Genomic DNA, 25,681 nt, shown 5'->3' with positions numbered 1-25,681 from the left:
GCGGGGCCCAGATCGGATGGCGGATCGGATGACGGGTCGGATGGCGGATCGGATGACGGATCGGATGGCGGCCCAGATTGCGACAGGCCGATGGACGCCGCGGCCAGTCGATCGGATGGGTCGGTGTGAAAGGCTGCCATGGCCTGGGTTTTATCGGCAACGCCGCCATTGGACCAGCGCTGCCACGGGCCAGCGCCGCCAACCGGCCAGCGATGATGGCCGATCTGACCAGACTACGCGCCGCCCCGGTCGTTGCGGCGCGGGCCGGTAGTGCACCGGGGGAACGACCCACGCGGTCGCGGTCCGGGGGCGACGGTCCCGTGGGCTACGGGTGGAGACCGAGGTGTCCGGCGTCGTGTTCGGGGCCCGTGACCTCCGCGGAGCCGGCCGACCCGTGTCGCCGGATGCTCGACCGCGAGGTCGGGGAGGACGAGTGCGAGTGGACCCGGTTGCGGCCCTGGTCGGCGGCATGATCGTCGCCGCGGAACGGGCAGGCGTGGGTGGCGCGGTTCGCGGTTCCGAATCGACGATCTTCTCGCCCCGGCCCTCGTAGGCTGGGCACCCCGGCCGAGCGGCCCCGGCCCACCACCACCGGTCCGCGGCTCGGGCGAGGGTGCCCGTGGATCGGGTGCCTCGGTCCGCGACTCCGGCGGGGTGCCCCTGGATCGGTGCCCGGCCCCATCCAGGTCCGACCGGGCGTCCCGGCCCCGGCGGCGCGCTCACGGATCGGGTGTCCCGCCCCGCCCGGCCGCGCCCCCCGGGGCCGGATCCCGGCTCGGGCGCCGGGGCTGCCGAGCGCCCCGGAACCGTCGCCGACCGGTGCGTACATGGCCTCAGGGTGCGACGCGGCGCAGCCAGGCCCCCGGGTCGTCGAGCTCGGTGCGGGTGGGGAGGGTGTCGGGGCCGGTCCACACGCGGTTGAACCCGTCCATGCCCGCGGCCAGGACCACGTGCCTGGTGAACGCCGCACCCACCGCGTACTGCTTCACCTTCGCCTCGACCCCGAGCAGCGCGCGCAGCACCCGGTCGATCAGCCCGCCCCCGCGCCTGCGGGCGGTGAAGCGGGTGCGGATGGTCGCGACGCCCGGCACCACCTCGGGACCTGCGGCGTCCATCACGTGGTCGGCGTGCCCCTCCAGCAGCGTGGTCAGGGCGAGCAGCCGGTCGAGGACCTCCCGCTGCTCGGGACCCTGCAGCAACTCGACGAGCGCGAGCGCGTCCCCCTTGGAGTCCCGCAGGGCGCGCAGCGCCTCGGGCAGCCGCTCGGCCAGCGCGCCGCGCTCCGGCTGCTGGATCGACAGCAGCCGTGCCACCTCGTCGGCGAAGTGCCCGCGCAGCCACGGCACCGCCGTGAACTGCAGCCGGTGGGTGGCCTCGTGCAGGCAGACCCACATCCCGAAGTCGGTGGAGGGCACGTCGAGCGCCTGGCACGCCGCGTGCACGTTGGGGGCGACCAGCAGCAGTCGTCCGCCTCCGTCGCCCCCGCCGAACGGGTCGTACTGGCCCAGCACGCGCGCACCCAGGTAGGCCAGCACACCGCCAATCTGCAGGCCCGCCGTGCGGGAGGTGACGGCCCGGGCCAGGCGGGGCGTGGCAGGGAGCTGGGCGCGCGAGGTCAGCGACGCCATCCCGTCCACGGCGGCGGCGGCCCACGCCGGGCGGTCCACCACGTCGGCGGGCAGCAGCGGCAGGCCCGCGCCGAGGCCGGTGACCCCTCGCACGTGTCCCTCCGCGACGGCGGCGTCGGAGCGCAGGCGGGCGACGAGCTCGGTGGCCTCGGCGACGCTGGCGGCGGGACCGGACGCCGTCAGCCGGGACGCGGTGCGCGCGGCCAGCGCCCAGTCGACGGGGAGGCCGGCACGGGTGTCGTCGATCGTCTGCTGCACCCGACCCACGCTACGCACCGCGCCCGGGATCCGTCGGCGGTGCCGGCCTCAGCGGCAACCGCAGGCGCTCAGGTCCGCGGCCATCGCGTCCAGCCGGGGGCGGGTCACGGCCGGCGAGGCCCCGTTCGTCATGAACGCGAACACCAGCAGCCTGCCGTCCGCGTCGGTGACGACACCCGCGAGGCTGCTGACCCCCGACAGCGTGCCGGTCTTCGCGCGGACCGTGCCGCGACCGGCCGCCGACCCCGTGTCCGCGGCGAACCGGTCGTCGAGGGTGCCGTCGCCACCCGCCACCGGCAACCCGCTGATCATCGGCCGGAGGAACTCGGTGTCGGTCTCCCCCTCCGCGGGCGCTGCGGCCGCTCCGAGCAGGGTGCCGAGCAGCCGGGCGGGCACGACGTCGTCGGTGGACAGGCCGCTGCCGTCGACGAGCACCGTGCCCGTCGGGTCGAAGTTGGCCTGGGTCAGCGCGGCGAGCGTGGCCTCCGCGGCTCCGGCGAACGTCGGGGGTGACCCGCGGACGATGGCGACCTCCCGGGCCAGCGTCTCGGCCAGTACGTTGTCCGAGCTGCGCATGACGTGCTCGACCAGCTCGGCGAACGGGGCCGACGTGACCGAACCCAGCCGCTCCGCGTCGGCGGGCGCGGTGCCCTCGGCGACGTCGGCCGGATCGGCGTCCAGGAGCTCGGCCAGCGCCTCCCCCGCCTCGATCGCGGGCTCGGTCGTGCGCCGCCCGTCCTGCAGCGTCGGGTCGACGCGCCCGCCGTCGAGCATCAGCGGCAGGATCGGGGTGACGAACCCGTCGGTGACGTCGGAGCGGTCCCAGCTCGGGGCGAGCGGCTCGCCCTCGTAGCGGCTGGTGTCGATGAGCACCTCCTCGACGGGGCCGGGCATCGCGGCGCGGACCTCGGCCGCGAGCTCGGTGAGCCGCGTCGGCGTCGGGTAGGTGCCGAGCCGCCCGTCGGGCAGGGCGGTGAGCGTCGGGTCCCCGCCGCCGACCAGCACGACCGTGCCCGGCTGCTCCCCGGCGACGACGCTCGTGACGAAGCCCGCCGTGGGGTCGAGCGTCAGCAGGGCGGCGGAGGCGGTGAGGATCTTGGTCGTGGAGCCCGGGACGAGCGGGACGCCCGGGTCCCGCTCCCAGAGCACGGCGCCCCCCGCCGGATCGACGACGGTGCCGGAGAACTCGCCGGGCATGTCGTCGGCCGCGTCGTCGAGCACGGTGGACAGGCCGGCCCTCGTGGGGAGCGGGGCGTTGGCGGGGAGTGGGCCGAGCACCGGCACCGGCTCGGGCGGGACGTCGACGACGACCGGTTCGGTCAGGCCGAGGCGCTGCACGAGCGTCGGTGCCGTCAGCGACACGGCGCTGCCCAGACCGGCCGCCAGTGCGAGCACGACCAGCACGGTGACCACGGCCCGCGCACCGCGTCCGGGCAACCGCAGCGTGTCACCGATCCGTCCCACGCCGAACCTCCTCGTCCGCGCTCAGCGCCCGCGGTGCGCAAGGGCACGTCCGACCGGTCGCTCCTGCCGGGGCTCGGTCCCCCACACTAGAGGGGTCCTCTGCACCCACCGATCTCAGGAGAGCACCCTCGTGGACTTCGACGTCACCATCGAGATTCCCAAGGGAGGCCGCAACAAGTACGAGGTGGATCACAAGACCGGACGCATCCGGCTGGACCGCACGCTGTTCACGGCCACCCAGTACCCCGCCGACTACGGGTTCATCGACGACAGTCTCGGTGAGGACGGCGACCCGCTCGACGCGCTCGTCCTGGTCCGGGAGCCGACCTTCCCCGGGTGCATCATCACGGCCCGGGCCATCGGGATGTTCCGCATGAAGGACGAGATGGGCGGGGACGACAAGGTCCTGTGCGTCCCGTCGGTCGATCCGCGCCAGGAACATCTGCGGGACATCCACCACCTCGCCGAGTTCGACCGCGCCGAGATCCAGCACTTCTTCGAGATCTACAAGGAGCTCGAGCCGGGCAAGAGCGTCGAGGGGGCCACGTGGGTCGGCCGGGCCGAGGCCGAGCGCGAGATCAAGGCGTCCTGGAAACGCGCCGCCGATCTCGCGGCGTCCGAGGATCCCGACACGGAGCACTGACCGGGCGACCCGTCCCGGACGATCTGCGGAAACGGGACATGCGGCGCGTCCGCGCACCACACGTCCCGTTTCCGGTGATCACTCCTCGGTGGCGGGCGTCCCGTGCCGGGCGGCGAGCGGCCCCTCGTCCTCGGTGAGGCCGAGCAGGTCCTGGACCTGCCGCGGGCTCAGCCCCTGTGCCACCAGCTCCTCCGCGGCGGCGTCGAGCGCGGCGGTGCGCATCTCCAGCTCGGCCCGCGCCGTGCGCACCGCGTCGCGGGCGCGTTCGGCCACGGCCACCACCGTGAGGGCCCGCTGCGGGTCGGGCAGCAGCATCGACAGCAGCCGGTCGCGGGCGTCGGAGCCCGCCGCAGGGGTGCCGGTCCCGTGCGGACCCACCGAGCCCGCGACGTCCGGAGCGGGATGCTCGGCCGTGGCGAGACCGGTGCGGGCCAGGAGCCCGTCGGCCCCCACCGGTGCCGATCCGTTGCCGGTGTCCGCGTGGACGGCGCCACCCGCGGCCCGGCCGGCTGGGCCTCCCGTCGCCGGTACCTGTGCGTTCGGCCTCCCGTTGCGGGTCCCCGTGCCGACCCGGCTTCCCGATGCGGCGCTGCGGTCGCTCGGGGAACCGTCGACCGCGGTGCCGGCCGTGGCGGCGTCGTGGCCGGTGGTCGCTGCGGAGACCGCCATGGCGGGGGCCGGGTCGACCGGAGCTGTGCCGGCGGCCTGCGCGGCCCCGTCCTCGTCACGCCGGGCGTCGACGCCGGACTGGGTGCGCAGCGGAACCTCCTTCATCATGATCACGGCGAACAGGCCGATGAACAGCACGGCCGCCGCCCCGAGGAACACGATGCCCATGGAGCCGGCGAACCCCTCCAGGATCGGCCGGGCCAGCGTCGGGTCGGCGGCGGACAGGAACGAGGAGTCGTCGAACGAGATCGGCGTGCCCTGCAGCGCCCCGAGGATGGGGGCGTTGGCCGGGTTCGCGGCGATGGCCGGGTCGGCGACCGCGGCCTGGAACGCCGGGGTGCCCGCGGCGGCGCGGAAGTTGTCGGCCACCTGCCCGCCCAGCGAGCTGAACAGGACCGACAGGAACACCGCGGTGCCCAGCGTGCCGCCCATCTGCCGGAAGAACGTGGCCGACGCGGTGGCGACGCCCATGTCGCGCGGCGCGGCGGCGTTCTGCACGGCGAGCGTGAGCGGCTGCATGTTGCCGCCCAGACCCCAGCCGATCACGACCATGATCAGGGCGATCTGCCAGTACGGGGTGTCCACGCCGACGAGCGACAGCGACCCGATGCCGAGGATCATCAGCGACAGACCGATGATCGGCCAGATCTTGTAGCGACCCGTGCGGGAGATCATCTGCCCGGAGAACACCGACATGCTCATGATGCCCAGCACCAGCGGCAGGGTCTGCAGCCCGGCCTCCGTGGGCGTCGAGCCCTTGACGATCTGCAGGTACAGCGGCAGCAGCGCGAGCGCGCCGAACATCCCCATCCCGGCGACGAAGCCGGCGATCGAGCCCCAGCTGAAGACCCCGCTGCGGAACATGCGCAGCGGCAGCAGCGCGTCGTCGCCGATGCGCCGCTCCAGCAGCAGGAACGCGACGATCCCGAGCGCGCCGATGCCGTAGCAGGTCAGCGCGCGGGCGGAGTCCCAGCCCCAGGTCCGGCCCTGCTCGGCGATGATCAGCAGGGGGACCAGGCCGACCACGAGCGCGAGCGCACCCGGCCAGTCGATGCGGTGCTCGCGCTTGGTGTGCGGCACGTTGAGCACGCGGGTGACGACGAGCAGCGCGAGGATGCCCAGCGGCACGTTGATCAGGAACACCCAGCGCCAGCCGGTGACGCCGAGGATCTCGGCCTGGCCGGCGAAGAAGCCGCCCGCCACCGGCCCCAGCACGCTCGACGTGCCGAACACCGCCACGAAGTAGCCCTGGTAGCGCGCGCGCTCGCGGGGAGCGACGATGTCGCCGATGATCGTCAGCGCGAGGGAGAACAGGCCGCCGGCGCCGAGACCCTGGATCGCCCGGAACGCGGCGAGCTGGTACATCGAGGTCGCGAAGGTGCAGGCGATGGAGCCGAGCACGAAGATGCCGATGGCGGTGAGGAACAGCGGCTTGCGGCCGAAGATGTCGGACAGCTTGCCGTAGAGCGGGGTCGTGATCGTCGCCGTGATCAGGTAGGCGGTGGTGGCCCAGGCCTGCAGGCTCAGCCCGTCGAGATCGTCGGCGATGGTGCGGATGGACGTGGCGACGATCGTCTGGTCGAGCGCGGCCAGGAACATGCCGATCATCAGTCCGGCGAAGATCGTCAGGATCTGCCGGTGGGTCAGGAGACCGGCGGCAGGCGGGCTCTCCGCGGGGGCGGACATGGCGTTCTCCTTCACGACCGCGCCGTGGCGACGACGCGCTCCGGGGCGGTGCTGGTCTTCAGGTGCTCGAAGCCGGTGGTGAAACGGCCGAGCAGTGCGGCGAAGCGGCTGCGGTCGGCGGGGTCCCACGAGGCGATCAGCGCGGCGATGCGCTCGTTGCGGTTGCGGCGGTTCTCCTCGAACACGCGCCTGCCCTCGACGGTGGCGGCGAGCAGGGTGGCGCGGCCGTCCTCCGGGTCGGCGGTGCGCTCGACGTACCCGACCTTGACGAGCTGGGCGACCTGCCGGCTGATCGTGGACGGGTCGGAGTGCACCGACTCGGCCAGCGCCCCGGCCCGCTGCGGCCCGTCCTTCACCAGATGGACGAGCAGGATGTAGGTGGCGCGTTCGAGGGCGTCGGGATGCTCGGCCTGGTACTGCGCGTGGTGGCGCTCGATGAGGCGGACCAGCCGGATGAGCTGGGTGCCGACCGCGTCGGCGGTGGCGAGCTCGTCGTCGGTGAACACGGCTTTACCTCTGGTTTGCATGCGGCATACAACAAGTTGTCGAGCGCAAGCATGTACCCGGTGCCGCAGGCCCGGCAAGTCGGTTCGGTGTGATCTGGGCGGGTGCTAACCGGCGAGCGCGGCGCGTCCGGCCGGTGTGATCGCGACGGGCGCGAGCGGCACGGCCGGGTCGGGCGCGGCGATGAGCCCGGCGTCGACCAGGCGGTGCGCGGCCGAGAAGTCGGCACACGCGAGGCCGTCGACGAGCAGGACGGGCTGGCACCCCCCGCGGAACTCGCAACGTCCGGCGGACACGGCGCGCAGCACGGCGCGGTCCCGACCACTCACCATCACCGGAACCGACATGACCGACATCCCCCCGACTCCCCTCAGGTGTTCGTCCACAGGGAGAGTCGGATCATGAAGGCAAAGTGTTTCACGTCACGACACGTGCCGTTCAGACCCGCTCGAACACCGCGGCGAGGCCCTGGCCACCGCCGATGCACATCGTCTCGAGGCCGTACCGGACGGAGCGGCGCTGCATCTCCCGGGTCAACGTGGCGAGGATCCGCCCTCCGGTGGCCCCGACCGGGTGCCCGAGCGAGATCCCCGAGCCGTTGACGTTGACCCGCTCGAAGTCGTCCGGGGTGAGCTTCCACTCCCGCGTGCACGCCAGCACCTGGGCCGCGAACGCCTCGTTCAGCTCGATCAGGTCCATGTCCGACAGCGTGAGCGACGCGGTGTCGAGCGCCTTCGCGACGGCGGGCACCGGGCCGATGCCCATCGTGGCGGGCGGCACGCCGCCGACGCCCCAGGACACCAGGCGGACCAGGGGCCGCAGGCCCAGCTCCGTGGCGCGCGCGGGATGGGTGACCACGCAGATCGACGCGCCGTCGTTCTGCCCGCTGGCGTTGCCCGCGGTGACCGTGGCGTCCGGGTCGCCCTTCCCGAGGATCGGGCGCAGCCCGGCCAGCTTCTCCGTCGTCGAGTCGGGGCGGATGTGCTCGTCGGTGTCGACGACGACCTCCCCCTTCCGGGTGCTGATCGTGACCGGCACGATCTCGTCGGCGAACCGTCCCGCGTCGCGCGCGGCGGCCGCCCGGTGGTGGCTGCGCACCGCGAACTCGTCCTGCTCCGCGCGGCCGATGCCGTACTCGCGACGCAGGTTCTCCGCGGTCTCCAGCATGCCGCCGGGAACCGGGTGGTCGATCCCGCCCGCCGTGACCCGCCCGCGGGCGAGCGAGTCGTGCAGCAGGACGCCGGGCGTGCCGCCCTTCACGCCCCAGCGCATCGACGTCGAGTAGAACGACGCGTTCGACATCGACTCCGCCCCGCCGGCCAGCACCACCTCCGAGGCGCCCGCCTGCACCTGCATCGCCGCGTACAGCACGGCCTGCAGGCCCGAGCCGCAGCGCCGGTCGATCTGCAGCCCGGGCACGGTGACCGGTAGCCCGGCGTCCAGTGCGGCGACCCGCCCGATCGCCGGGGCGTCCATCGTGGGGTAGCAGTGCCCGAGGATCACGTCGTCCACGACGTCCGGGGCGAGTCCCGTGCGACCCAACAGCCCGCGGATGACGGTGGCGGCCAGCTCGTGGGCCGGCACGTCGCGCAGGGAGCCGCCGAAGCCGCCGACCGGCGTACGCAGCGGCTCGCAGATGACCGCGTCACGCATCAGACGTACTGCCGGGTGAGCCACTCGGCGACCAGCGCCGGGCGCTCGGCGCCCTCGATCTCGACGGTGACCTTCGCGGTGATCTGCACGCCCCCGGTCACGTCGGCGACGTCGGCGATCTCCACGTTCGCCCGTACCTTGCTGCCGACCGCGACCGGGGAGGTGAACCGGACCTTGTTGAGGCCGTAGTTCACGCCCATCTTCACGCCGTCGACGCGGTAGACCTTCGAGACCAGCTCCGGGAGCAGCGAGAGGGTGAGGAACCCGTGCGCGATCGTGGTACCGAACGGGCCGTCCGCGGCCCGTGCGGCGTCGACGTGGATCCACTGGTGGTCGTCGGTGGCGTCGGCGAAGCCGTCGATCCGGTCCTGCTCGATCGTCACCCAGTCGCCCGCACCCACCTGGGTGCCCACGGCCGCCCGCAGGTCGTCCACTCCGTCGAAGACGCGCATCGTCACTCCTGATCATCGTCAGCTGGTTCGGGGCCACCCTGCCACGCTCCGCGCTGCTCGGGGAGACGGCGGAAGATATCGTCCGCCCGGCGAGTACGGGCGGGGGTAGCAGCGATGGACGTCACGGCGGAGGTCGGCCTGCCCGACCATGTCGCCGTGCCCTATGCCGCGCCTGCCGAGCTCGCCGCGCGGCTCGCGCCGCGCCTGGACGACGCCCTGTCCGCGGGTGCCCCCGTGCTCGCGGTGCTCGACACCCCGACGCGGACCGCGCTGCGCACCGAGCTGGGCGCGGGCTCCGAACGGATCGAGTTCGCCGACCCCGCGGACGTGCACGCGGTGCCCGCGTTCACCGTGGCCGTCCGGTGGGCCCGGTTCGCCCGGCGCGCCGCCACCGCGCGGACCGTGGTCGTCGGGCAGCACGTCGAGCTCCCCGACCGGGGGCCCGAGCACTGGGCCCGGCTCGACATCGCCCTCAACGTGGCCATCGACGGCCTCCCGGTCACCGTGCTGTGCCCCTGCGTGGGCTCGGTGGCGTGCGAGCAGACCCACCCGCTGCTGCTCACCGAGGCCGGGACGCGCCGGTCCGAGCGGTACCGGTCGCCGCCGGAGGCCGTCGTCGACCATCCGCCACCCCCGCCGCCGGAGCTCGGCCCGCCCGACGTGGAGATCGTGTTCGCCCCCGGCGACCTGCCCGCGCTGCGCCGCCGGGTCGCCGCGTCGGCCGCCACGGCACACCTCGACGACGAGCGCGCCGCGGACCTGGTGCTGGCCGTCAACGAGCTGGCGTCCAACAGCGTGGAGCACGGGCCCGGGGCCGGGCGCATGCGGCTGTGGATCGGGCCGGGCCGCGTCACGGCCGAGGTCACCGACAGCGGCCGCATCGACGTGCCGTTCCCCGGGCTGGTCCTGCCACCCCCGTCGGGTGCGCGCGGAAGAGGACTGTGGCTCGCCTCCGAGCTGACCGACGTGCTGCAGGTGTGGAGCGGCGTGACCGGCACCGTGAGCCGGGTGACCACCGGCGGTACGTAGGGCGTCCGCTCAGCCGGGCCGGCGGGCGGCGAAGTTCGCGTGCTTGCGCACGGCCTGCTCGTGCGCCTCGGCCAGCAGCGGTCCCACGGCGTCGAGGGTGCTCGGGTTCAGCACGCACACCCAGTTGCCGTACATCGGGTGCGGGAGGATCCGGTCGAGCACGGTGAGGTCGGGGACCGGGTCGAACACGAGCATCCAGTCGGCGTCGCGGGCGGTGGGCGGCCGGCCGAACAGCCGCCGGTAGGTCCCGCGGCGCACCCCGATGTTCAGGCGGAACACCCCGGGACGGGCCAGGTCGGACACCGTCGTAGTCGTCGCCGTGCACGAGCGTGGCCCAGGGCTGCCTGCGCTCGTCGGGCAGGTCGCGGTCGGGGTCGTGGACGAAGAACAGGTCGTCCCCGGCGGTCATGATCAGGGTGCCGGGGAAGGTGTCGACGATGTGGCGGCGGATGTCATCGGTTTCCACGGGCCGGGACGGTAGCCCCGTCTCCCCCGGATCTGCGGCCGCAGATGTGACATAGATCACTGCACGGGCCGGAGGCTCGGGCGTGGGCTGCGGTCACGGCCTCGACGCGGGCCCGCGCGGGGCGCACGATGGTCCGCGTGGACGCGGTGCAGCGGTTCGGCCGGGTGGTCGGCGTGCCCGACCCGCCGCTGGACCGCGCCGCACTCGCGCTGGCCGCCGGGGCGGATCCCCGGATCGACGCCGACCGCTGGCTGCGGGAGCTGGACCGCCTCGCCGCGGGTGTCACCACGCTGCCGGGGCTGCGGCAGCGCCTGTTCGTCGAGGAGGGGTTCGGCGGCAACACCGGCGACTACACCGATCCGCGCAACTCCCTGCTCCACCACGTCCTGCACCGCAGGCTCGGGATCCCCATCACGCTCGCCGTCGTCACGATGGAGGTGGGCAGGCGGGCGGGGGTGCCGATCGAGGGCGTCGGCATGCCCGGGCACTTCCTCGTCCGCCCGACCGGCACGAACCGCTACCTCGACGTCTTCGCGGGCGGCACGGAGATCAGCGGGGCCCGGTGCGAGCAGCTGTTCCGCGGGGCGACCGGCGCCGGGCCGGAGGTGCCGTTCGGCCCGCACCTGCTGACCGCCACGCCGACCCGCGCGATCCTCGTACGGATGCTGGAGAACCTGCGGGCCGTCTACGGGGCGCGCAACCGCCCGGCCGACCTGGAGTGGGTGCTGCGGATGCGGCTGTTGCTGCCGGGTGTGCGGCTCGCCGACGTCCTGGAACTGGCGACGGCGATGGGTGACCAGGGCCGCTGGCACGAGGGCGCCCGGCTGCTGGAGGAGCGCATCCCCGCGGCCTCGGTCGCCCACGCCGAGCGGCTGCGCACGGCGGCGCGCAGCCTGCGCGCCCACCTGAACTGAGGGCGCGGGTGGTCAGTGCGGGGTGATGCCCCAGCTCCCGGTCCAGGTCTCGCCGGGATCCACGGTCAGCAGGTCCACGCCGGTGTTCAGGGCGTCGGGCGGGCAGGTCATCGGCTCGACGGCCACCGCGCGGCCGCGCCCCGGGTGGTCGGCGGGGGTGAACACCTGGACCCAGCCGAAGGCCGGGTCCGCCCACAGCTCGACCGATCCGTCGGGCCCGGCCAGCATGTGCCGCACCCGGCCGTCGACGGGGACGCAGCCGCCGAAGGCGTGGTCGAGCTGCGCACCGCGCAGCGGGAACGCCGCGGACTCCAGCGCGACGGCCGGGCCCGCGGGGAGGCCCCCGTGAAGCGGTAGCGCCGTGGTGGCGGCGAGGGTCAGCGTGCAGTCGTCGGTGGCCGCGTTCCCCGCGCGCAGGTAGGGATGGGCACCGATCCCGAACGGCACCGAGGCGACGCCGACGTTGCGCACGCGGTGGGTGACGGTCAGCCCGGCGCCGTCGACCCGGTAGCCGACGGAGGTCTCCAGCGGCACCGGCCAGCCCGGCTGGGGGGCCACGACCGCGTGCAGGACCACCGCGTCGGGGGCCTGCTCCCCCGGCCGGTAGAGCGTGTGCCGCAGCAGGCCGTGGATGGCGTTGCCTGCGGCCGGCTCGCTCAGCGCGAGCTGCTGGGGTGCTCCGTTCCACGTCCAGCGCCCGCCCGCGGTGCGGTTGGGCCACGGGACCAGCACCGCGCCCGCCCCGCGCGGCGGTCGGGCGTCGACCTCGAAGGTCTCGACACACGGACGCCCGGCCACGTCGAACGCGCGCAACCCGGCCCCCACCTCGGTGACCACGGCCCGCGTGTCCCCGGAGCGGATCTCGAACTGCTCACCCGTCGGTGGCATGGGCATCGGCACCCCCGCAGGCTAGTCCCGGCTGCCGACCCGACCGTGCAGCGCAGGCCCGGGGGTGAGCGTCGTCGCCACGGCCTCCGGCGCCGGGATTCCTCGCCTACCGTGGAACAGTGGCATCCTCGCGCCGGCTCCGCGCCCTGATCACCAACGACGACGGCATCGACTCCCCCGGACTGTGGGCCCTCGCGGCGGGGGCGCGGGACGCGGGGTTCGACGTCGTCGTGGCGGCGCCGCACATCGACGCGAGCGGGGTCGGCGCCTCCGTGTTCGCGGTACGGGAGCGGGGGCGCGTGCGCCTGCACCCGCGCGAGCTGCCCGACCTGCCGGGGATCCCGGCGTACGCCGTGGAGAGCCACCCGTCGTTCATCGTCCACTCCGCGGCGCGCGGCTGGCTCGACCCGGCCCCCGACGTGGTGCTCTCGGGGATCAACATCGGCTCCAACGTCGGGCGCGCGGTGCTGCACTCCGGCACCGTCGGCGCCGCGCTGACGGCCGGGCTGCACGGCTGGCGCGCGCTCGCCGTGTCCCTCGACACGGGCTGGGACCCACCTCCGAACCCGCGCTGGGACGCGGCCCGGCACGTGCTTCCCGAGGTGCTCGACATCCTGCTCGGCGAGGACGACGGCACCGTCCTCAACCTCAACGTCCCCGACCGCGCGCCCGCGGAGCTGGGCGAGCTGCGCGAGGCCCACCTGGCACAGTTCGGGTCGGTGCAGATCCGGGTCGACCAGCGTGCCGCGGACGGTGTCGAGGCCCTGCACATGAGCCTCGGCGAGACACCGACCACGCCGGAGCCGGGCACCGACACGGCGCTGCTCCTCGAGGGCCACGCCACCCTCACCCGGCTGGAGACGATCAGCGCACGCGCCGGCCTCCTCGGAGCCGTTGTGACCGCTGGGGCGTAGGGGACCCCAGTGTCGATGTGGCTCACGCCACAGGGCAGGATCTCACGATGCGTGATGGCGAGATGCGTGCCGACTGGTCCCTCCGATTCGCCAGGACGGTCGCCGACGAGGTCCGCGCCGGCGTCGGCAGCGGGGCCCTGACCTGGGGAGAGGCCGACCAGCTGCTCGCCCGGCTGCGGACGGTGGTCGACCAGGCGCTCGACCTCACGCCCCAGCCGAGCTGACTACGCAGGGGAACGGCCCGCCGACGGGGGGCGGACACTAGTGCTCGTCGGCCCCCGTCAGCGCGTGCTCCATACGGTCCGCGACGTCCACGACGAGCCGGAACGAGCGGTCGAAGCCGTCGAGGGCGGTCTCGCCCAGCGGGATCGAGTGCCGGAACAGCACCAGCCCGTTCTCGGCGACCAGCCCGCCGGTGACCGGCACCGCGGCCAGCTCGATCGCCCGCGTGAGGTCGATCTGCCCGACGCGGCCCACCGGTGAGGTGATCTGCGCCCAGGGGTGCTCGTCCTCGCCGGTCACCAGCCGCACGGCCACGTTCTGGGTGCGCTCGCCGGTGGTGGGGAGCATGAACCACAGCTCGCCCTCGCGCTGGCGCATGATCTCGTAGCGGACCCGCACGAAGGACCCCAGGTCGTCCCAGCTCGCCATGGCGCGGACGGTACTACGAGTGGAGCTGGTCCACGGGCGCGTGGTCGTCGGTGAGCGTCGGCGCGTCCCGGGCGAACTCGCGGGTGGCCGCGTCGTCGAGCACCGATCCCGGCTCGCCCCGGGCGGCGGCCGCGGCGGCGAGCTCCGCGAGGTCAGGTGCGGTGTCCGAGGCCACCAGCACGGCGTTGCCCCCGCCGCCCGGGGCGAGCTGGTCGGGCCGGATCAGCAGCGCCACCGTGACGAAGCGCTCCGCCACCGTCGCGGCCTCGGCGGCGAGCAGCGCCAGCGGGTCGCGGTCGATCACGTTGAGGACGTAGAGCCCACCGGGGCGCAGCACCCGGCGCACCTCGTCGGTGAACTCGCGGGTGGCGAGGTGCCACGGCACCGAGCGGGCACCGAACGCGTCGCCGACGACGAGATCCGCGGAGCCGTCGGGCAGCTGCGCGAGCTCGGTGCGGGCGTCCCCGATCCGGATGTCGACACCGGGGATCTGGTCGACCCCCAGCTCGCGGCGGCCCAGGTCGACGACCCCGGCGTCCACCTCGAGCACCGTGGACGCGCTGCCCGGACGCGTGGCGGCCAGCCAGCGCGGCATGGTGAACCCGCCGCCGCCGACGTGCACCGCGCGCAGCGGCTCCCCGGCCGGGAACGCGGCGTCCACGGCGTCGGCGAAGCGCTGGACGTAGGCGAACTCCAGGTGGGTGGGGTCGGCGAGGTCGACGTAGGAGTGGCGCAGGTCGTCGAGCACCAGGACCTTCGCGCTCGTGCGCTCCGGGTCGACGTCGACGCGGGCGCAGTAGTAGACGGTGTCGGCGTCGCACGGACCCGGCACCGCCACGACCGCCACCCCGAGCACCAGCGCGGTCACCGCGCCCCTCGCGACCACCGCCCGCCGCTCATCGATCCCGACGGCCACGGCCAGTGCCAGGCAGGCGGCCGCCGTGACCAGCAGGATCACCGTGACCGGGAAGAACGAGACCAGCACGAACCCGGTGAGGAAGGTGCCGGCCAGCGACCCGATCGTGCCGGCCGCGGACAGCCCGCCGATCACCGCGCCGGACCCCTCCAGGCCGGACAGCCGGGCCCTGGTCACCGCCGGGGTGACCATCGCGAGCGCGGTGACCGACACGAGCGTGGACGCCGCCACCAGCAGCACCGCGGCCAGCGGGCCGGGACCCAGCACGGGCCCGAGCAGCCGGACGAGCGGGCGCACCGCCAGCACCCCGAGCCCGCCCACGGCCAGCGCCCCGGCCGCGACGCGGCGTGGGGCGAAGACGTCGGCCCAGCGCCCGCCCAGCGTCGCCCCGGCCGCGATCCCGGCCAGCGCCACGCCGATCACGGCGGTGGTCGACTCCAGGGTCAGACCGACGTAGGGCGCCACCAGGCGGGTCGCGAGGGTCTCCACGACGAGGATCGCGGCCCCGCTGACGAGCACGACGATCCGGGCAAAGCGTGCGTTCACCGACCCATCCTCGCCGCACCCCGGCCGCGGGTGCGGGCGGGTCCCGCTCCGGATCGTCCCTCCACGATGCGTGGCGAGCCGTTCACCCGTTCGTGCCAGTCCCGACATGCGCCTGACCTGGTGATGGTTGCCTTCGCGAACTTTTACTGCGTGTGGCCACGACGCACGAACGAAGGATCCTGATGTCGTCTCCCCCCGACCTCGCCTCCCCGCGCACCCTCCTGAACCGACGCACCGTGCTCGCCGGAACGGCCGGGGCCGCCGCCCTCGCCGACGTCCACCCCGGCGCGGCGTTCGGCGGCGCCGGTGCTGTGCCGATCTCCGATCCCTTCACCCTGGGCGTCGCCCCCGGGGACCCGATGCCCGTCGGCATGGTGCTCTGGACCCGGGCCTCCTGCGTCGTCCCGGAGCGCGAACCCGGCCTGAGTCCGGCCTGACCCCATCCCCGCCACCGTCCCGGCACCCGGCCGGGGCGGCGGTGAGACGCGCCATCCCACCTCCAAGGAGCACATCCCATGTCATCCGAGACGATCCCGGCCGGCCTCGGCCGCCGTACCTTCCTGCGGGGCACCGGCGCCGCCATCGCGCTCTCCGCGCTGATGGCGGCCACCGCGAACGCCCGGCCCGCGCGCCCCGGTGCCGCTGGCTACGGCCCGCTGCAGCCCGCCCCCGGCGGCGAGCTGCTGCTGCCTGCCGGCTTCACCTACGTCGCGTTCGGCCGCACCGGTGAGATCATGAGCGACGGCGTCCCCACCCCCGGTTCGCACGACGGCATGGCCGCGTTCGACGCGGGCAACGGCCTGGTGCGGCTGGTCCGCAACCACGAGCGCGGCAACGGGGTGCCGTTCGCGCAGCCCGCCTACGACCCCGCGGCCGCCGGCGGCACGACCAACCTGGTGTTCGACACGAGCTCGATGGAGCTGGTCAGCTCGTTCGGAACCCTCTCGGGCACCATCCGCAACTGCGCCGGCGGCCCGACCCCGGCCGGGTCGTGGCTGACCTGCGAGGAGACCTTCACCCCGCTGACGGTGCCGGTACCGCACGGCTACATCTTCGAGGTCCCCGCCGCCGCCGACGGCCCGGTCGCCCCGGTGCCGCTCAAGGCGATGGGTCGCTTCGTGCACGAGGCGGTGTGCACCGATCCGGGCACCGGCATCGTCTACGAGACCGAGGACCGGGGTACTTCCGGGTTCTACCGGTTCGTCCCGAACGACCCCGCCGACCTCGCCGCCGGCGGCGCGCTGGAGATGCTGGCGGTCAAGGACCGGCCGCAGTACGACACGCGGACCGGGCAGCGCCCGAACGCGAACCTGCCCGTGGAGTGGGTGCCGATCGCCGACCCGGACCCCGACTCGTCCGACGCGCTGGCGGTGTACAACCAGGGCTTCGCCCAGGGCGGCGCGACGTTCGCCCGGCTGGAGGGGGCCTGGTGGGGCGACGGCTCCGCCTACTTCGTCTCCACCAGCGGCGGCGACATCGGCGCCGGGCAGGTCTGGGAGTACACCCCGCGCGGCAACTCCGGCGGTCAGCTGAAGCTGGTCTTCGAGTCCGCCGACCGTGCCCAGCTGGAGAGCCCGGACAACATCACCGTCTCGCCGCGCACCAACGGGCTGGTGCTGTGCGAGGACGGCTCGGGCAAGGACCTCGTCCGTGGCGTGTCGGTCGGCGGGGAGATCTTCCCGCTCGTCGAGCTTGCCGCGAACAACGACAGCGAGTGGGCCGGCGCGACCTTCAGCCCCGACGGCCGCGTGCTGTTCGTCAACAACCAGGGCCTCGGCACGACGTACGCGATCACCGGCCCGTGGGAGGACGGCGCGCTGTAGACCGGTCCGAACACGAGCGGCCGTCGCCCCGGATCCCGGGACGTCCGCCGTTCGGCGTGGAGGTCGTCCCGGGTGCGGCGGATGTGCCGTCGTCGAACTCCGGTGAAGCCGCGGCCGGGTCAGCGGGTGATCGGCAGGTGCACCGTGAACCGCGTCGAGCCGGGCACCGAGGCGACCTCGATCCGCCCACCGTGGCTCTCGGTCACGATCCGGTGGGCCACCGTGAGGCCCAGGCCGGTCCCGGCGCCCGGTGGTTTGGTGCTGACGAACGGGTCGAACACGCGGTCGCGCACGGCGTCGGGGATGCCGGGGCCGTCGTCGGTCACCGCGACGGTGATCCGGTCGCCGTCCCGGGCGGTCTCCAGGCCCAGCGTGCCGGTCCCGCCGAGTGCGTCAGCGGCGTTCGCGATCAGGTGCGTCCAGAGCTGGTTGAGTTCCGGACCGTTGGCCGCCACGGCGGGGAGATCGGGTTCGTAGCTGCGGGTCACCGTCACGCCCTGCAGCGCGGCGGCCAGGACGGCGACCGTGTCGTCGAGGCCGGCGTGCACGTCGACGAGCTGGTCGGGGGCCCGGTCCAGGTGCGTGTACCCCTTCAGCGCCTCGACGATCCCGCTGATCCGCGCGACAGCGTCGTGCACCTCACCGAGCAGGGAGCGGGTGTGCTCGCTGTGCCCGATCCAGCGCAGCGCGACGGCCACCTCCCGCTCCCGCAGCCGCGTCGCGCACTCGGTCACCGCGGCCGTCGTCAGACCCTGCTCGGCCAGCACCGGGGCGAGGTCGTCGGCTCCCTCCGCGCCGGTGCGCCCCAACCAGCCGGCCAGCGCGTCCTCCTCGTCGGCCACGTCCAGGGCGGTGCGGCCGGGGTCGACGTGCCGGGTGCGGACCTCGCCCACCCAGGACAGCACATCGTGGTCCAGCCCGGTCGCGAACAGGTCCCGCGCGGCGTCGAGCAGGTGGTCGACGTTCTCGGCGAGCTGGTGCACCGACCGCGAGGCGGCGGCGGCCGGGTTGTTCAGCTCGTGGGCGACACCGGCGGCGAGCCGGCCCAGCGTGGCGAGCCGCTCGTTCTGTCGCAGCGTGAGCTCCTGGCCCAGGTAGGCCTGCTCCAGGTCGCGCAGCCGCTTCTGCTGCAGGGACTGTTGCAGCCGTGCCCGGAGCAGCACCGGGTCGAACGGCTTGGGCAGGTAGTCCACCGCGCCCATCTCGATGGCCCGCACGACGCTGGCCATGTCCTCGACGGCCGACACCACGATCACCGGGGTGGCCCGCAGGGCGACGTCGGCCCGCAGCTGCGCGAGGACCTCGAAGCCGTCCATCCCGGGCATCACGATGTCGAGCAGCACCGCGTCGTGGGGCTGCTCGCGCAGGCGGGCGAGCGCTGCGTGGCCGTCGGCCGCCTCGGTCACCTCGTGCCCCTGTGCGCGAACCCCGCCGGCCAGCAGCATCCGGTTGAGCCGGTCGTCGTCGACGACCAGCACCCGGCTGGGGCCCGTCCCGTCAGTGCCCGTCGTATCAGTGTTCACGCATGTCCTCCAACTCGCGGGCCACGCGGAGCCACGACGCACGGAGGGCGGCGAGATCGTCCGGCGTCGCGGTCCCGGCCAGCTCGATCCGCCGGGCCGCCGAGGACAGCGCGGACGCCCCCATCGACGCCGAGGTCGACTTGAGGCTGTGCGCGGCCCGCCGCAGCCGCTCGGCGTCTCCCGCGACCCGTGCGGCGTCGAGCTCGTCGAGCAGCCGGGGGGCGTCGGCGAGGAACTCCGCGATCAGCTCGTCCACGACACCGGCGTCCCCGACGAGGTCGAGCAGCCGTCCAGGCGTCCCGGCGTCGACGGCGGGCGGCGCCGGGGGCTCCGTCCCGGCCCGGGCGGCGTGGGCGCGCTGGAGTGCCGCCGCGAGCAGCGCGGGACGCAGCGGCTTGGCGACGTAGTCGTCCATGCCGGCCCGCAGGCACGCGGCCCGGTCCTCCGCGGTGGCGTTGGCGGTGGCCGCGATGACGTGCGGGGGCCCCTGGCCGCGTTCGGCGCGCAGCGCGCGGGTGGCGGCGAGTCCGTCCATCTCGGGCATCTGCACGTCCATCAGGACGACGTCGTACGGGGTCCGGGCGGCGTCGGCGCGGCGCACCGCGTCCAGCGCCTCGACCCCGGTGGTGACGGTGTCGGCGCGGTAGCCCATCCGCTGCAGGATCCGCACGGCGAGCAGCCGGTTGGTGGGGTTGTCCTCGGCGATCAGCACGCGCAGCGGGAACGCCGTCGCCTGGTCGTGATCCGGAGTACCGGGCGCGGGCCGGGCCGGGTCCGCGCCGGCGCCCAGCACCCGGGCGAGCACATCGGCCAGCGCCGCCGGCTTGATCGGCTTGGTGAGGAACGCGGCGATGCCCGCCGCGTCGCACTCCGACACGGGTCGGCCCAGCAGCGAGGTGAGCAGCACCAGCGGGGGGCACGCTGGCCCGAGCGCGGCACCCAGGGCCCGGGCCAGCTCCAGGCCGTCCATGCCCGGCATGTGGTGGTCCAGGAGGACGACGTCGTAGCCGTTCGCAGCGTCGCTCAGAGCCTCCCGGGCCGAGGCGAACGACCGGGTCGTGACGTCCCACGCGGCGAGCTGCAGCTCCAGGACCCGCCGGTTGGTCGCGTTGTCGTCGACGACGAGCACGCGGCGACCGGCCAGCGCCATGGTGCCGGCCGGCGTGCGGGTTGCCGGGGGGAGGTCGGCGGGCGGCGCGGGCAGCGTGCAGTGGAACGTCGACCCCACGCCCACCTCGCTCTCGACCCACAACCGCCCGCCCATCAGCTCGGCCAGCCGCGAGCTGATCGCCAGCCCCAGCCCGGTGCCGCCGTAGCGGCGGGTGGTGGACACGTCGACCTGGCTGAACGAGCGGAACAGCCGGTCGGTCCGGTCGGCAGCGATGCCGATGCCGGTGTCGCGGACGCGCAGGTGCAGCAGGTCCCCGAACATCCCCAGCGTCACCACCACCTCGCCGTGGTCGGTGAACTTCACCGCGTTGCTCACCAGGTTGAGCAGGATCTGCCGCATCCGCACCATGTCGCCCAGCACCGCGGCCGGGACGTCGGGGTCGATCAGGTAGACGAGGTCGAGCCCCTTCTCCGCGGCCCGCGGGGCGACGAGGTCCAGTACCGACTCGATGCCCGCTCGCAGGTCGACCGGCGCCTCCTCCAGCTCGATCCGGCCGGCCTCGATCTTGGAGAAGTCCAGGATGTCGTCGACGATGCCGAGCAGCGCGTCCGAGCCCTGCTCGATCGTCTCGGCGTACTCGCGCTGCTCGTCGTCGAGGTCGGTGCCGCGCAGCAGGCCGGACATGCCGACCACCGCGTTGAGCGGCGTGCGGATCTCGTGGCTCATGTTCGCCAGGAACTGGCTCTTGGCCTCCGCGGCGCTCTCCGCGGCGGCCCGGGCGCGGCGCAGGCCGTCGAGGAGGGTCTCGTTCTGCGCCACGAAGAACCGGGTGACACCGAGCAGCAGCACGGCCGGGCCGAGCAGGTTGAACGCGGAGAAGAAGGCGGGGACGGCGGGCTCGGTCCCGGGCGGCTCGATCGCGGCGGAGACGACGACGAGGCCGATGAACAGCGCGAACCAGCCCGCCGCGGCCCGCGGCCCGACCAACAGCATCGCCCCGAACGGGGCCACCAGCGACCAGAGCAGCACCTCCCGGGAGGCGGTCATCCCGCCCAGCGCCAGCATGTGCGTCCACGGCGCGAGCAGGCTCAGCGCGAGCTGCGCCGGGACGAACGCCCGGTAGGGCAGCCCCCACCGGTGGGCGGCCAGGTTGCCCGCGGTGAGCACCGCGAACCCGGCCGGGATCAGCGCCGCGCCCGGCTCCCCGACCGCGACGTAGAGCGCGGCCCAGACCAGCCCGGCGGCCCCCATGCCGATGGCCAGGATGCCGACCACGTCCTCGGGCAGCCGCAGGTCGTCGGTGAGCTCCGCGCGCCGCACGAACCGGTTGCCCAGCCCGGCCAGCAGCGGGATCCGCGATGTCACGGCTCCTCCTTCATGATCTTCTTCAGGTCGGCTGCGCCGTCGCGGAGCCTGCGGAAGTAGGCCGTTCCGGTGATCTCGGCGTGCCGCCGGGCCTGGCGCTGCGCGTCGACCTCGATGCGCAGCTCTTCGACGGTGTGGCGCAGGGCCGCCTCCCGCTCGGCCGCGGCCCGGACGAGGTCGCCGAAGACGCGGGCGAGCCGCCCCAGCGGGTCGTCGGGCTGTGTCGTCGGGCCCGGCCTTGATCCGCTCCAGGGTGGCGAAGCCGTCCAGGACCGGCATGAGCAGGTCGAGCAGGACGACGTCGACCTCGGCGGTGTCGCGCAGCACGGCGAGGGCCCGCTCCCCGTCGGCCGCCGCGCGGACGCGGTGGCCGAGCCGCTCGCAGGCGGCGGCCAGCAGGCGGCGCGACACCGCGTCGTCGTCGACGACGAGCACCTCCCCCGGCGTCACCCGATCCTCCCGCCGGGGATCAGGCGCAGCTCGTGCATGCCGGGCCCGATGCGCCCCGACGCGATCCCGTCCGCCACGGGCAGCGGCCGCGCGTCGAGCTCCACGAGGCCCGGCTGCGGCCGGGACCGGCCGTCGGGGTCGGTGCGGTGCAGCCGGACGAACACTTCGCGTACCGCGGGGCCCGGCGGGATCTGTACGGTCACCACCCCCGTCGGCGGCGCGCAGTCGACCTCGGGTGCGGCGCCGGTCAGCGGCTCCCCGGCGGCGGTCAGTTCCAGGTGCACCCGCCCGGTCTCGGCGTCGGTGCGCAGTCCGGCCGTCACTCGCGGCACGAGCCGCCCGCCGCGCACCACCGCCACCGTCACCGCCGCGACGACCGCGACGACCGCCAGGGCCAGCACCCGCTGCGCCGGGTGCTCCCAGATCAGCAGCCCGTGCACGGCCAGCGCGCCGAGGAACAGCACGTAGAGCGCGCCGACGACGACGGCGCTGCCCAGCCACCCCGGCCGCCACCCCGGCACGCACTCGCCGCGGCGGCGCGCGGCGACGAGCAGCAGCATCGGGAACACCCCCGCCAGCAGCGGCAGCGTGGCGGTGCCGAGCACACCGACCTGGGCGGTGAACGACTCGCGCCCGGTGACCAGCAGCACCTCGACCAGCACGAACACCCCGGCGACCGGGACCAGGCCGAGCCGGCGGTCGGTCCACTCCCGGACCTGGTTCACCAGGCCCCAGGAGAAGTGCACGGCGGCCATCCCCATCGCGAGCACCGCGAACACGGCCCCGAGCACCAGCGCCGGCGCGCCCAGCACCTCGGCGAGCGGCACCAGCGCCGTGCCGGGCTCGGCGGCGAGCCGCTGCGGCGCGATGGCCCCGCCCACGGCCAGCACCCACAGCGCGTACACCGCGATAGCGGTCACGGTGGCGAGCGCGGCACCCGCCACGAGCGAGCGACCCGACGGCTCGCGGTGCAGCACGACCTGCGCGCAGTTGGCCACCGAGGTGTGGCCGAAGAACGCGAACAGAACCACGCCGAAGACCAGGCCGAGCACGGCCGGGTCGAGCGGCCCGCCGTCGGCGAAGGGCAGCCGGGCGTGCGTCAGGTACGCGGTGTCGAGATGGCCGAACGCCAGCACGGACAGCACCAGTACCGCCCCGATGTTCACCGCGCCGACGACGAGCGCCGAGGCCACCGTCGCGCCGAGACCGCCCCGCCGCAGCAGGGCCAGCACGGCGACGAACAGCACCGCCGCCCACCACGTCGCCCCGATCCCGCTGACGGCGGCGAGCGTGGCGGAGAACCCGACGTAGTAGGCAAGCAGCGCGACCAGGCAGAACACGAACAGCGCCGCGGTCAACACCGCCGTCGCGGCCGGCCCGAGCAGCTCGCGGACCAGCCGCGCGAGGTACGCGCCGCCCCAGCGCACGGCGCCGCTGCGGGTGAACGTCTCGGCGAGCGCAGCGACGGTGAGCACGTTGACCAGCCCCAGCACCGCGATGAGCACCACCCCGGGCAGTGGCCCGATGCCGGCCAGGGCGATCGGCAGCGCGAGCGTGCCGGCACCGACGGTCTCGGTGAGGGTGAGCCCGAACGCGACCCAGAACGGCGGGAGCTCGGCGAGTCGCCGCGAGGTGCGGGACCGCCACCAGCCGAGCCGCTCGCGGCGGGTCAGGACGGGCGTGTAGATCGTGTCGAGGTCGCGGCCGTGGCGGCGGGCGTGGGCCGCGCGCACCTGTGCGCCGTCGAGGTCGAGCACGGCGCGGATGCGCGGCACGTCGGAGGCCCGGAAGCGGTGGGTGTCACCGAGCCGACGGGCCAGCTCGGCCCGCGAGTCCGGGTCGGTCGGGGCCAGGTGCGCCCACTGCGGGGCGTAGCGCTCCAGCTGCGGGGCGGTGACCGCGACACCGGCCCGGTCCCGGCCCGCGGCCAGCGCGCTGAGGAACGCCCGTTCCCGCTGCGCGACCGCGCCCTCGCAGATCGCCGGGGCCGTGGCGTGCCGCGCCCGCCCGGCCAGCTCGGCGGTCCGGGTCTGCACCGCGTACAGCGCCGTCGAGACCCGCCGCCCGGACAGCCCGGCGAGCAGGTCCTCGCGCGACAGCGGCCGCTCGGTCATGCGCCGGCTCCGCGCAGGTAGCCGGCCATCGCGGCGAACTGCGCCGTGAGCGGGTGCTCGGGATGGTGCAGCGCGAACACCCCGGCGCTGGCCAGGGCCATCATCTCCGTCGAGTGCGGCAGTGCGGCGAGCACGGGCCGGTCGTACGTGCGCGCCACCTCGTCGGCGACCCGGGCCGAATCCAGGTGCGGCGGCACCTTGTTCACCACGAGCGCGGTGCGCGGAACGCCGAGGTCCTGCGCGATCCGCACGGTGATGCCGGTGCCCTCGTAGTCCTGCCGGTCCGGGCGCAGCAGGATCAGCAGCGTGTCGGCGACGACCAGGGACAGCAACGTCTCCTCCTGCAACCCGGGATGGGTGTCGATGAGCAGGGTGTCCAGGGCCAGCTCGTCGGCGAGGGTGCGCAGGCCCCGGATCAGCACCTGCGCGTCGTAGCCCTCGCGCAGCACCCGGGAGATCTCACCGGGCTGCGTGCTGGCGGGGACCAGGTGGATGCGCCCGGGGCCCGCGTCGCCGGTGACGTCGTGGGCGACCTCGGAGATCGGACGGCCCCGCCACAGGTGGTCGTTCAGCGAGGCCGTCACGTCGTCGCCGGCCAGCCCGAACAGCACGTGGATGCCCGGCGACTGGATGTCGGTGTCGATCACCCCGACCCGGTGGCCGCGGCGGGCGAGCTGCGCGGCGATGTTCGCCGTCAGGTTCGACTTCCCCGTGCCTCCCCGGAAGGAGTGCACGCAGACCACGTCGACCATGTCCGTCCCTCCGCTACCCGGCCGGGCAAGTGTGGCGGGTTCGCGGGTCCAGCACATCAGTGTTCCTCACGGAGTGTGGCGTTCGGCCCACCGGCGAGCGGTCCCCCGTCGGCGCGGCGCGAGGCCCGCAGCACCCCGAGATCTCCGTGAGCTTCACTGATGCCCGGTTGCTCACTCTTCGACTGAAATGGTCGTCTGCTACCTCTGGAGGACGACGATGCCCACGACCACCCGCCCCGCAGTCCGCCTCGCCGGAGCCGGCCTCGCCCTGACGCTGCCTGCCGCCGTCCTCGTCGCCATCGCGACACCCGCCGCCGCGCAGACCCTGCCCGCGGGGTGCGCACAGACCGGTCTCGAGGTCGCCTGCACCTACGACGCCCCGGGCAGCTACACCTTCACCGTCCCCGACGACCTCACCGAGGTCACCGCGGCCGCGTTCGGCGCCCAGGGCGGGGACCAGCGCGGGACCGGGGCGGGGCTCGGTGGGTCCGCGACCGCCTCGCTCGACGTCATCCCGGGCGCGACCCTGCAGGTCGCCGTCGGCGGTCGCGGGGCCGACGGGAGCGGCGGGGTCGGTGGAGGCGCCGGAGGGTTCAACGGTGGCGGCCGGGGCGGCGACAGCCAGGTCCGACCCGAACTCGACGCTCCCGGCGGCGGCGGTGCCTCCGACATCCGCATCGGCGGGACCGAGCTCGCCGACCGCGTCCTCGTCGGAGGAGGCGGTGGCGGTGCCGGCACCGGCTCCGCCGACAACGGCCTGCCGGGCGGGGCGGGCGGCGGGGCCACCGGCGGGGCCGTCGGCGGCTTCTCCGGTGGCGGGGGCACCCAGACCGACGGTGGCGCCGGTGGCGCCGCCGGCGCCGCATCCGGCGAGCGGGGGGTAGAGGGGATCGGCGGCGCCGGCAGCGCCGGCGGCGAGGGTGGTGGAGGCGGCGGCGGGGGCGGACTCTTCGGTGGTGGTGGCGGTGTCGGCGTCGCGCTCGGCGGTGGCGGTGGTGGCGGTGGCAGCGGTTTCGGCCCGGCCGGGGTGGTGTTCGGCACCGGCGTCCGGGCCGGCGACGGCCTGGTCACGATCACCTACGAGCTGCCCGACGAGGTCCCGCCGACGGTGACCTGCACCGCTGACAGTGAGTATGTAGGGGAGCCCCGCAGCGGTCGTCCTGACCCAACGTCTGACTGGCTGCGTGCCTTTAACGGGATCTGTCGGTCGGTCCGCTGCGGGGCTCGTTCTGCACTCACCAGACGCGCGGTGTGACCTCATA

24 protein-coding genes and 1 pseudogene are annotated in these 25,681 nt (G+C 74.5%); 9 read left to right on the top strand and 16 right to left on the bottom strand.

Translation table 11 applies throughout. The annotated features are described in order from the left end of the window. Window positions 1-833: 833 nt before the first annotated feature. Together Q1K26_RS11575 and dacB are read right to left on the bottom strand one after the other, a co-directional pair. Window positions 834-1,886, bottom strand: a complete 1,053-nt coding sequence (locus Q1K26_RS11575) for a zinc-dependent metalloprotease (protein ID WP_300010409.1) — start codon at window positions 1,884-1,886, stop codon at window positions 834-836. A 48-nt stretch (window positions 1,887-1,934) separates the two neighbouring features. Then, window positions 1,935-3,350, bottom strand: a complete 1,416-nt coding sequence (dacB, locus tag Q1K26_RS11570) for a D-alanyl-D-alanine carboxypeptidase/D-alanyl-D-alanine-endopeptidase (RefSeq protein ID WP_300010406.1) — start codon at window positions 3,348-3,350, stop codon at window positions 1,935-1,937. A 130-nt stretch (window positions 3,351-3,480) separates the two neighbouring features. Here dacB and Q1K26_RS11565 point away from each other — a divergent pair, with 130 nt between their 5' ends. Beyond that, window positions 3,481-3,993 carry an inorganic diphosphatase gene (locus Q1K26_RS11565; protein ID WP_300010403.1) on the top strand — a complete coding sequence of 171 codons (513 nt, stop codon included), beginning with the start codon at window positions 3,481-3,483 and terminating at the stop codon, window positions 3,991-3,993. A 78-nt stretch (window positions 3,994-4,071) separates the two neighbouring features. On the opposite strand, the gene Q1K26_RS11560 is transcribed toward Q1K26_RS11565, so the two are convergent. The 5 genes from Q1K26_RS11560 to Q1K26_RS11540 form a co-directional block, all read right to left on the bottom strand. After that, window positions 4,072-6,348 carry an MDR family MFS transporter gene (locus Q1K26_RS11560; RefSeq protein WP_300010400.1) on the bottom strand — a complete coding sequence of 759 codons (2,277 nt, stop codon included), beginning with the start codon at window positions 6,346-6,348 and terminating at the stop codon, window positions 4,072-4,074. Between the two features lie 11 nt (window positions 6,349-6,359). After that, on the bottom strand, window positions 6,360-6,854 hold the full coding sequence (locus Q1K26_RS11555) for a MarR family winged helix-turn-helix transcriptional regulator (RefSeq protein ID WP_300010397.1): 495 nt from the start codon (window positions 6,852-6,854) through the stop codon (window positions 6,360-6,362). A 105-nt stretch (window positions 6,855-6,959) separates the two neighbouring features. Beyond that, window positions 6,960-7,199 (bottom strand): hypothetical protein, encoded by a 240-nt coding sequence (locus Q1K26_RS11550; RefSeq protein WP_300010394.1) that lies wholly within the window; start codon window positions 7,197-7,199, stop codon window positions 6,960-6,962. 91 nt (window positions 7,200-7,290) lie between these two features. Further along, the gene (locus Q1K26_RS11545) at window positions 7,291-8,505 is read right to left on the bottom strand and encodes an acetyl-CoA C-acetyltransferase (RefSeq protein WP_300010390.1); all 1,215 of its coding nucleotides are present in this window, start codon (window positions 8,503-8,505) and stop codon (window positions 7,291-7,293) included. Beyond that, entirely contained in the window at window positions 8,505-8,957 is a 453-nt protein-coding gene (locus Q1K26_RS11540) for a MaoC family dehydratase (RefSeq protein WP_300010388.1), read from the bottom strand. The genes Q1K26_RS11545 and Q1K26_RS11540 overlap by 1 nt, the downstream gene beginning before the upstream one ends. A 114-nt stretch (window positions 8,958-9,071) precedes the next feature. On the opposite strand from Q1K26_RS11540, the gene Q1K26_RS11535 reads away from it, so the two are divergent. Then, a complete protein-coding gene (locus tag Q1K26_RS11535; protein WP_300010385.1) occupies window positions 9,072-9,986 on the top strand; it encodes an ATP-binding protein in 915 nt (304 codons plus the stop codon). Window positions 9,987-9,995: 9 nt separating this feature from the next. Here the strand turns inward: Q1K26_RS11535 and Q1K26_RS11530 are convergent, their stop codons facing one another. Further along, window positions 9,996-10,289 (bottom strand): DUF6194 family protein, encoded by a 294-nt coding sequence (locus Q1K26_RS11530; protein WP_300010382.1) that lies wholly within the window; start codon window positions 10,287-10,289, stop codon window positions 9,996-9,998. A gap of 300 nt (window positions 10,290-10,589) precedes the next feature. Between Q1K26_RS11530 and Q1K26_RS11525 the strand changes: the two genes are divergently transcribed. Beyond that, on the top strand, window positions 10,590-11,366 hold the full coding sequence (locus Q1K26_RS11525; RefSeq protein ID WP_300010379.1) for a transglutaminase-like domain-containing protein: 777 nt from the start codon (window positions 10,590-10,592) through the stop codon (window positions 11,364-11,366). Window positions 11,367-11,378: 12 nt separating this feature from the next. Here the strand turns inward: Q1K26_RS11525 and Q1K26_RS11520 are convergent, their stop codons facing one another. Next, the gene (locus tag Q1K26_RS11520; protein WP_300010412.1) at window positions 11,379-12,260 is read right to left on the bottom strand and encodes an aldose 1-epimerase family protein; all 882 of its coding nucleotides are present in this window, start codon (window positions 12,258-12,260) and stop codon (window positions 11,379-11,381) included. Between the two features lie 113 nt (window positions 12,261-12,373). On the opposite strand from Q1K26_RS11520, the gene Q1K26_RS11515 reads away from it, so the two are divergent. Next, window positions 12,374-13,168 carry a 5'/3'-nucleotidase SurE gene (locus Q1K26_RS11515; RefSeq protein WP_300010376.1) on the top strand — a complete coding sequence of 265 codons (795 nt, stop codon included), beginning with the start codon at window positions 12,374-12,376 and terminating at the stop codon, window positions 13,166-13,168. A gap of 47 nt (window positions 13,169-13,215) precedes the next feature. Then, window positions 13,216-13,392, top strand: a complete 177-nt coding sequence (locus Q1K26_RS11510; RefSeq protein ID WP_300010373.1) for a hypothetical protein — start codon at window positions 13,216-13,218, stop codon at window positions 13,390-13,392. Window positions 13,393-13,429: 37 nt separating this feature from the next. On the opposite strand, the gene Q1K26_RS11505 is transcribed toward Q1K26_RS11510, so the two are convergent. Beyond that, the gene (locus tag Q1K26_RS11505) at window positions 13,430-13,819 is read right to left on the bottom strand and encodes a hypothetical protein (RefSeq protein WP_300010370.1); all 390 of its coding nucleotides are present in this window, start codon (window positions 13,817-13,819) and stop codon (window positions 13,430-13,432) included. Window positions 13,820-13,832: 13 nt separating this feature from the next. Then, window positions 13,833-15,281 (bottom strand): fused MFS/spermidine synthase, encoded by a 1,449-nt coding sequence (locus Q1K26_RS11500; RefSeq protein WP_300010367.1) that lies wholly within the window; start codon window positions 15,279-15,281, stop codon window positions 13,833-13,835. 182 nt (window positions 15,282-15,463) lie between these two features. Here Q1K26_RS11500 and Q1K26_RS11495 point away from each other — a divergent pair, with 182 nt between their 5' ends. Continuing rightward, a complete protein-coding gene (locus Q1K26_RS11495) occupies window positions 15,464-15,718 on the top strand; it encodes a hypothetical protein (protein ID WP_300010364.1) in 255 nt (84 codons plus the stop codon). 78 nt (window positions 15,719-15,796) lie between these two features. After that, complete coding sequence (locus Q1K26_RS11490; protein WP_300010361.1) at window positions 15,797-17,104, top strand: alkaline phosphatase PhoX; 1,308 nt, start codon at window positions 15,797-15,799, stop codon at window positions 17,102-17,104. 119 nt (window positions 17,105-17,223) lie between these two features. Here Q1K26_RS11490 and Q1K26_RS11485 read toward each other — a convergent pair whose 3' ends face one another. Together Q1K26_RS11485 and Q1K26_RS11480 are read right to left on the bottom strand one after the other, a co-directional pair. Further along, window positions 17,224-18,627, bottom strand: coding sequence for a response regulator (locus Q1K26_RS11485; RefSeq protein WP_300010357.1), 1,404 nt, complete (start codon window positions 18,625-18,627; stop codon window positions 17,224-17,226). Further along, window positions 18,617-21,103, bottom strand: coding sequence for a hybrid sensor histidine kinase/response regulator (locus tag Q1K26_RS11480; protein ID WP_300010354.1), 2,487 nt, complete (start codon window positions 21,101-21,103; stop codon window positions 18,617-18,619). Before Q1K26_RS11480 ends, Q1K26_RS11485 begins: the two co-directional genes overlap by 11 nt. On the opposite strand from Q1K26_RS11480, the gene Q1K26_RS11475 reads away from it, so the two are divergent. Then, window positions 21,097-21,345, top strand: coding sequence for a hypothetical protein (locus Q1K26_RS11475; RefSeq protein ID WP_300010352.1), 249 nt, complete (start codon window positions 21,097-21,099; stop codon window positions 21,343-21,345). The genes Q1K26_RS11480 and Q1K26_RS11475 overlap by 7 nt on opposite strands. Window positions 21,346-21,385: 40 nt before the next feature. Here Q1K26_RS11475 and Q1K26_RS28740 read toward each other — a convergent pair. From Q1K26_RS28740 to Q1K26_RS11465, 3 genes and pseudogenes are all read right to left on the bottom strand, one after another. Then, window positions 21,386-21,514, bottom strand: a pseudogene (locus Q1K26_RS28740) (hypothetical protein); the annotation flags it as partial. Window positions 21,515-21,549: 35 nt separating this feature from the next. Further along, complete coding sequence (locus tag Q1K26_RS11470; protein WP_300010348.1) at window positions 21,550-23,667, bottom strand: aromatic amino acid transport family protein; 2,118 nt, start codon at window positions 23,665-23,667, stop codon at window positions 21,550-21,552. Further along, window positions 23,664-24,419 (bottom strand): MinD/ParA family protein, encoded by a 756-nt coding sequence (locus tag Q1K26_RS11465; protein ID WP_300010345.1) that lies wholly within the window; start codon window positions 24,417-24,419, stop codon window positions 23,664-23,666. The genes Q1K26_RS11470 and Q1K26_RS11465 overlap by 4 nt, the downstream gene beginning before the upstream one ends. A gap of 217 nt (window positions 24,420-24,636) precedes the next feature. Between Q1K26_RS11465 and Q1K26_RS11460 the strand changes: the two genes are divergently transcribed. Beyond that, a complete protein-coding gene (locus tag Q1K26_RS11460) occupies window positions 24,637-25,674 on the top strand; it encodes a glycine-rich protein (RefSeq protein WP_300010342.1) in 1,038 nt (345 codons plus the stop codon). Window positions 25,675-25,681: the final 7 nt, after the last annotated feature.

Origin of the sequence: Pseudonocardia sp., from assembly GCF_029263155.1 — a bacterium.
GTDB lineage: Bacteria > Actinomycetota > Actinomycetes > Mycobacteriales > Pseudonocardiaceae > Pseudonocardia.
The sequence above is the reverse complement of the archived record's forward strand: the minus strand, read 5'-3'. Positions and strand labels throughout refer to the sequence as shown.

Coding starts and splice junctions, on each gene's coding strand:
- Q1K26_RS11560 (WP_300010400.1), bottom strand. CDS start 6,348: ATGTCCGCCCCCGCGGAGAGCCCGCCTGCCGCCGGTCTCCTGACCCAC.
- Q1K26_RS11550 (WP_300010394.1), bottom strand. CDS start 7,199: ATGTCGGTTCCGGTGATGGTGAGTGGTCGGGACCGCGCCGTGCTGCGC.
- Q1K26_RS11545 (WP_300010390.1), bottom strand. CDS start 8,505: ATGCGTGACGCGGTCATCTGCGAGCCGCTGCGTACGCCGGTCGGCGGC.
- Q1K26_RS11540 (WP_300010388.1), bottom strand. CDS start 8,957: ATGCGCGTCTTCGACGGAGTGGACGACCTGCGGGCGGCCGTGGGCACC.
- Q1K26_RS11535 (WP_300010385.1), top strand. CDS start 9,072: ATGGACGTCACGGCGGAGGTCGGCCTGCCCGACCATGTCGCCGTGCCC.
- Q1K26_RS11520 (WP_300010412.1), bottom strand. CDS start 12,260: ATGCCCATGCCACCGACGGGTGAGCAGTTCGAGATCCGCTCCGGGGAC.
- Q1K26_RS11510 (WP_300010373.1), top strand. CDS start 13,216: ATGCGTGATGGCGAGATGCGTGCCGACTGGTCCCTCCGATTCGCCAGG.
- Q1K26_RS11505 (WP_300010370.1), bottom strand. CDS start 13,819: ATGGCGAGCTGGGACGACCTGGGGTCCTTCGTGCGGGTCCGCTACGAG.
- Q1K26_RS11495 (WP_300010364.1), top strand. CDS start 15,464: ATGTCGTCTCCCCCCGACCTCGCCTCCCCGCGCACCCTCCTGAACCGA.
- Q1K26_RS11490 (WP_300010361.1), top strand. CDS start 15,797: ATGTCATCCGAGACGATCCCGGCCGGCCTCGGCCGCCGTACCTTCCTG.
- Q1K26_RS11475 (WP_300010352.1), top strand. CDS start 21,097: ATGTCACGGCTCCTCCTTCATGATCTTCTTCAGGTCGGCTGCGCCGTC.
- Q1K26_RS11470 (WP_300010348.1), bottom strand. CDS start 23,667: ATGACCGAGCGGCCGCTGTCGCGCGAGGACCTGCTCGCCGGGCTGTCC.
- Q1K26_RS11465 (WP_300010345.1), bottom strand. CDS start 24,419: ATGGTCGACGTGGTCTGCGTGCACTCCTTCCGGGGAGGCACGGGGAAG.
- Q1K26_RS11460 (WP_300010342.1), top strand. CDS start 24,637: ATGCCCACGACCACCCGCCCCGCAGTCCGCCTCGCCGGAGCCGGCCTC.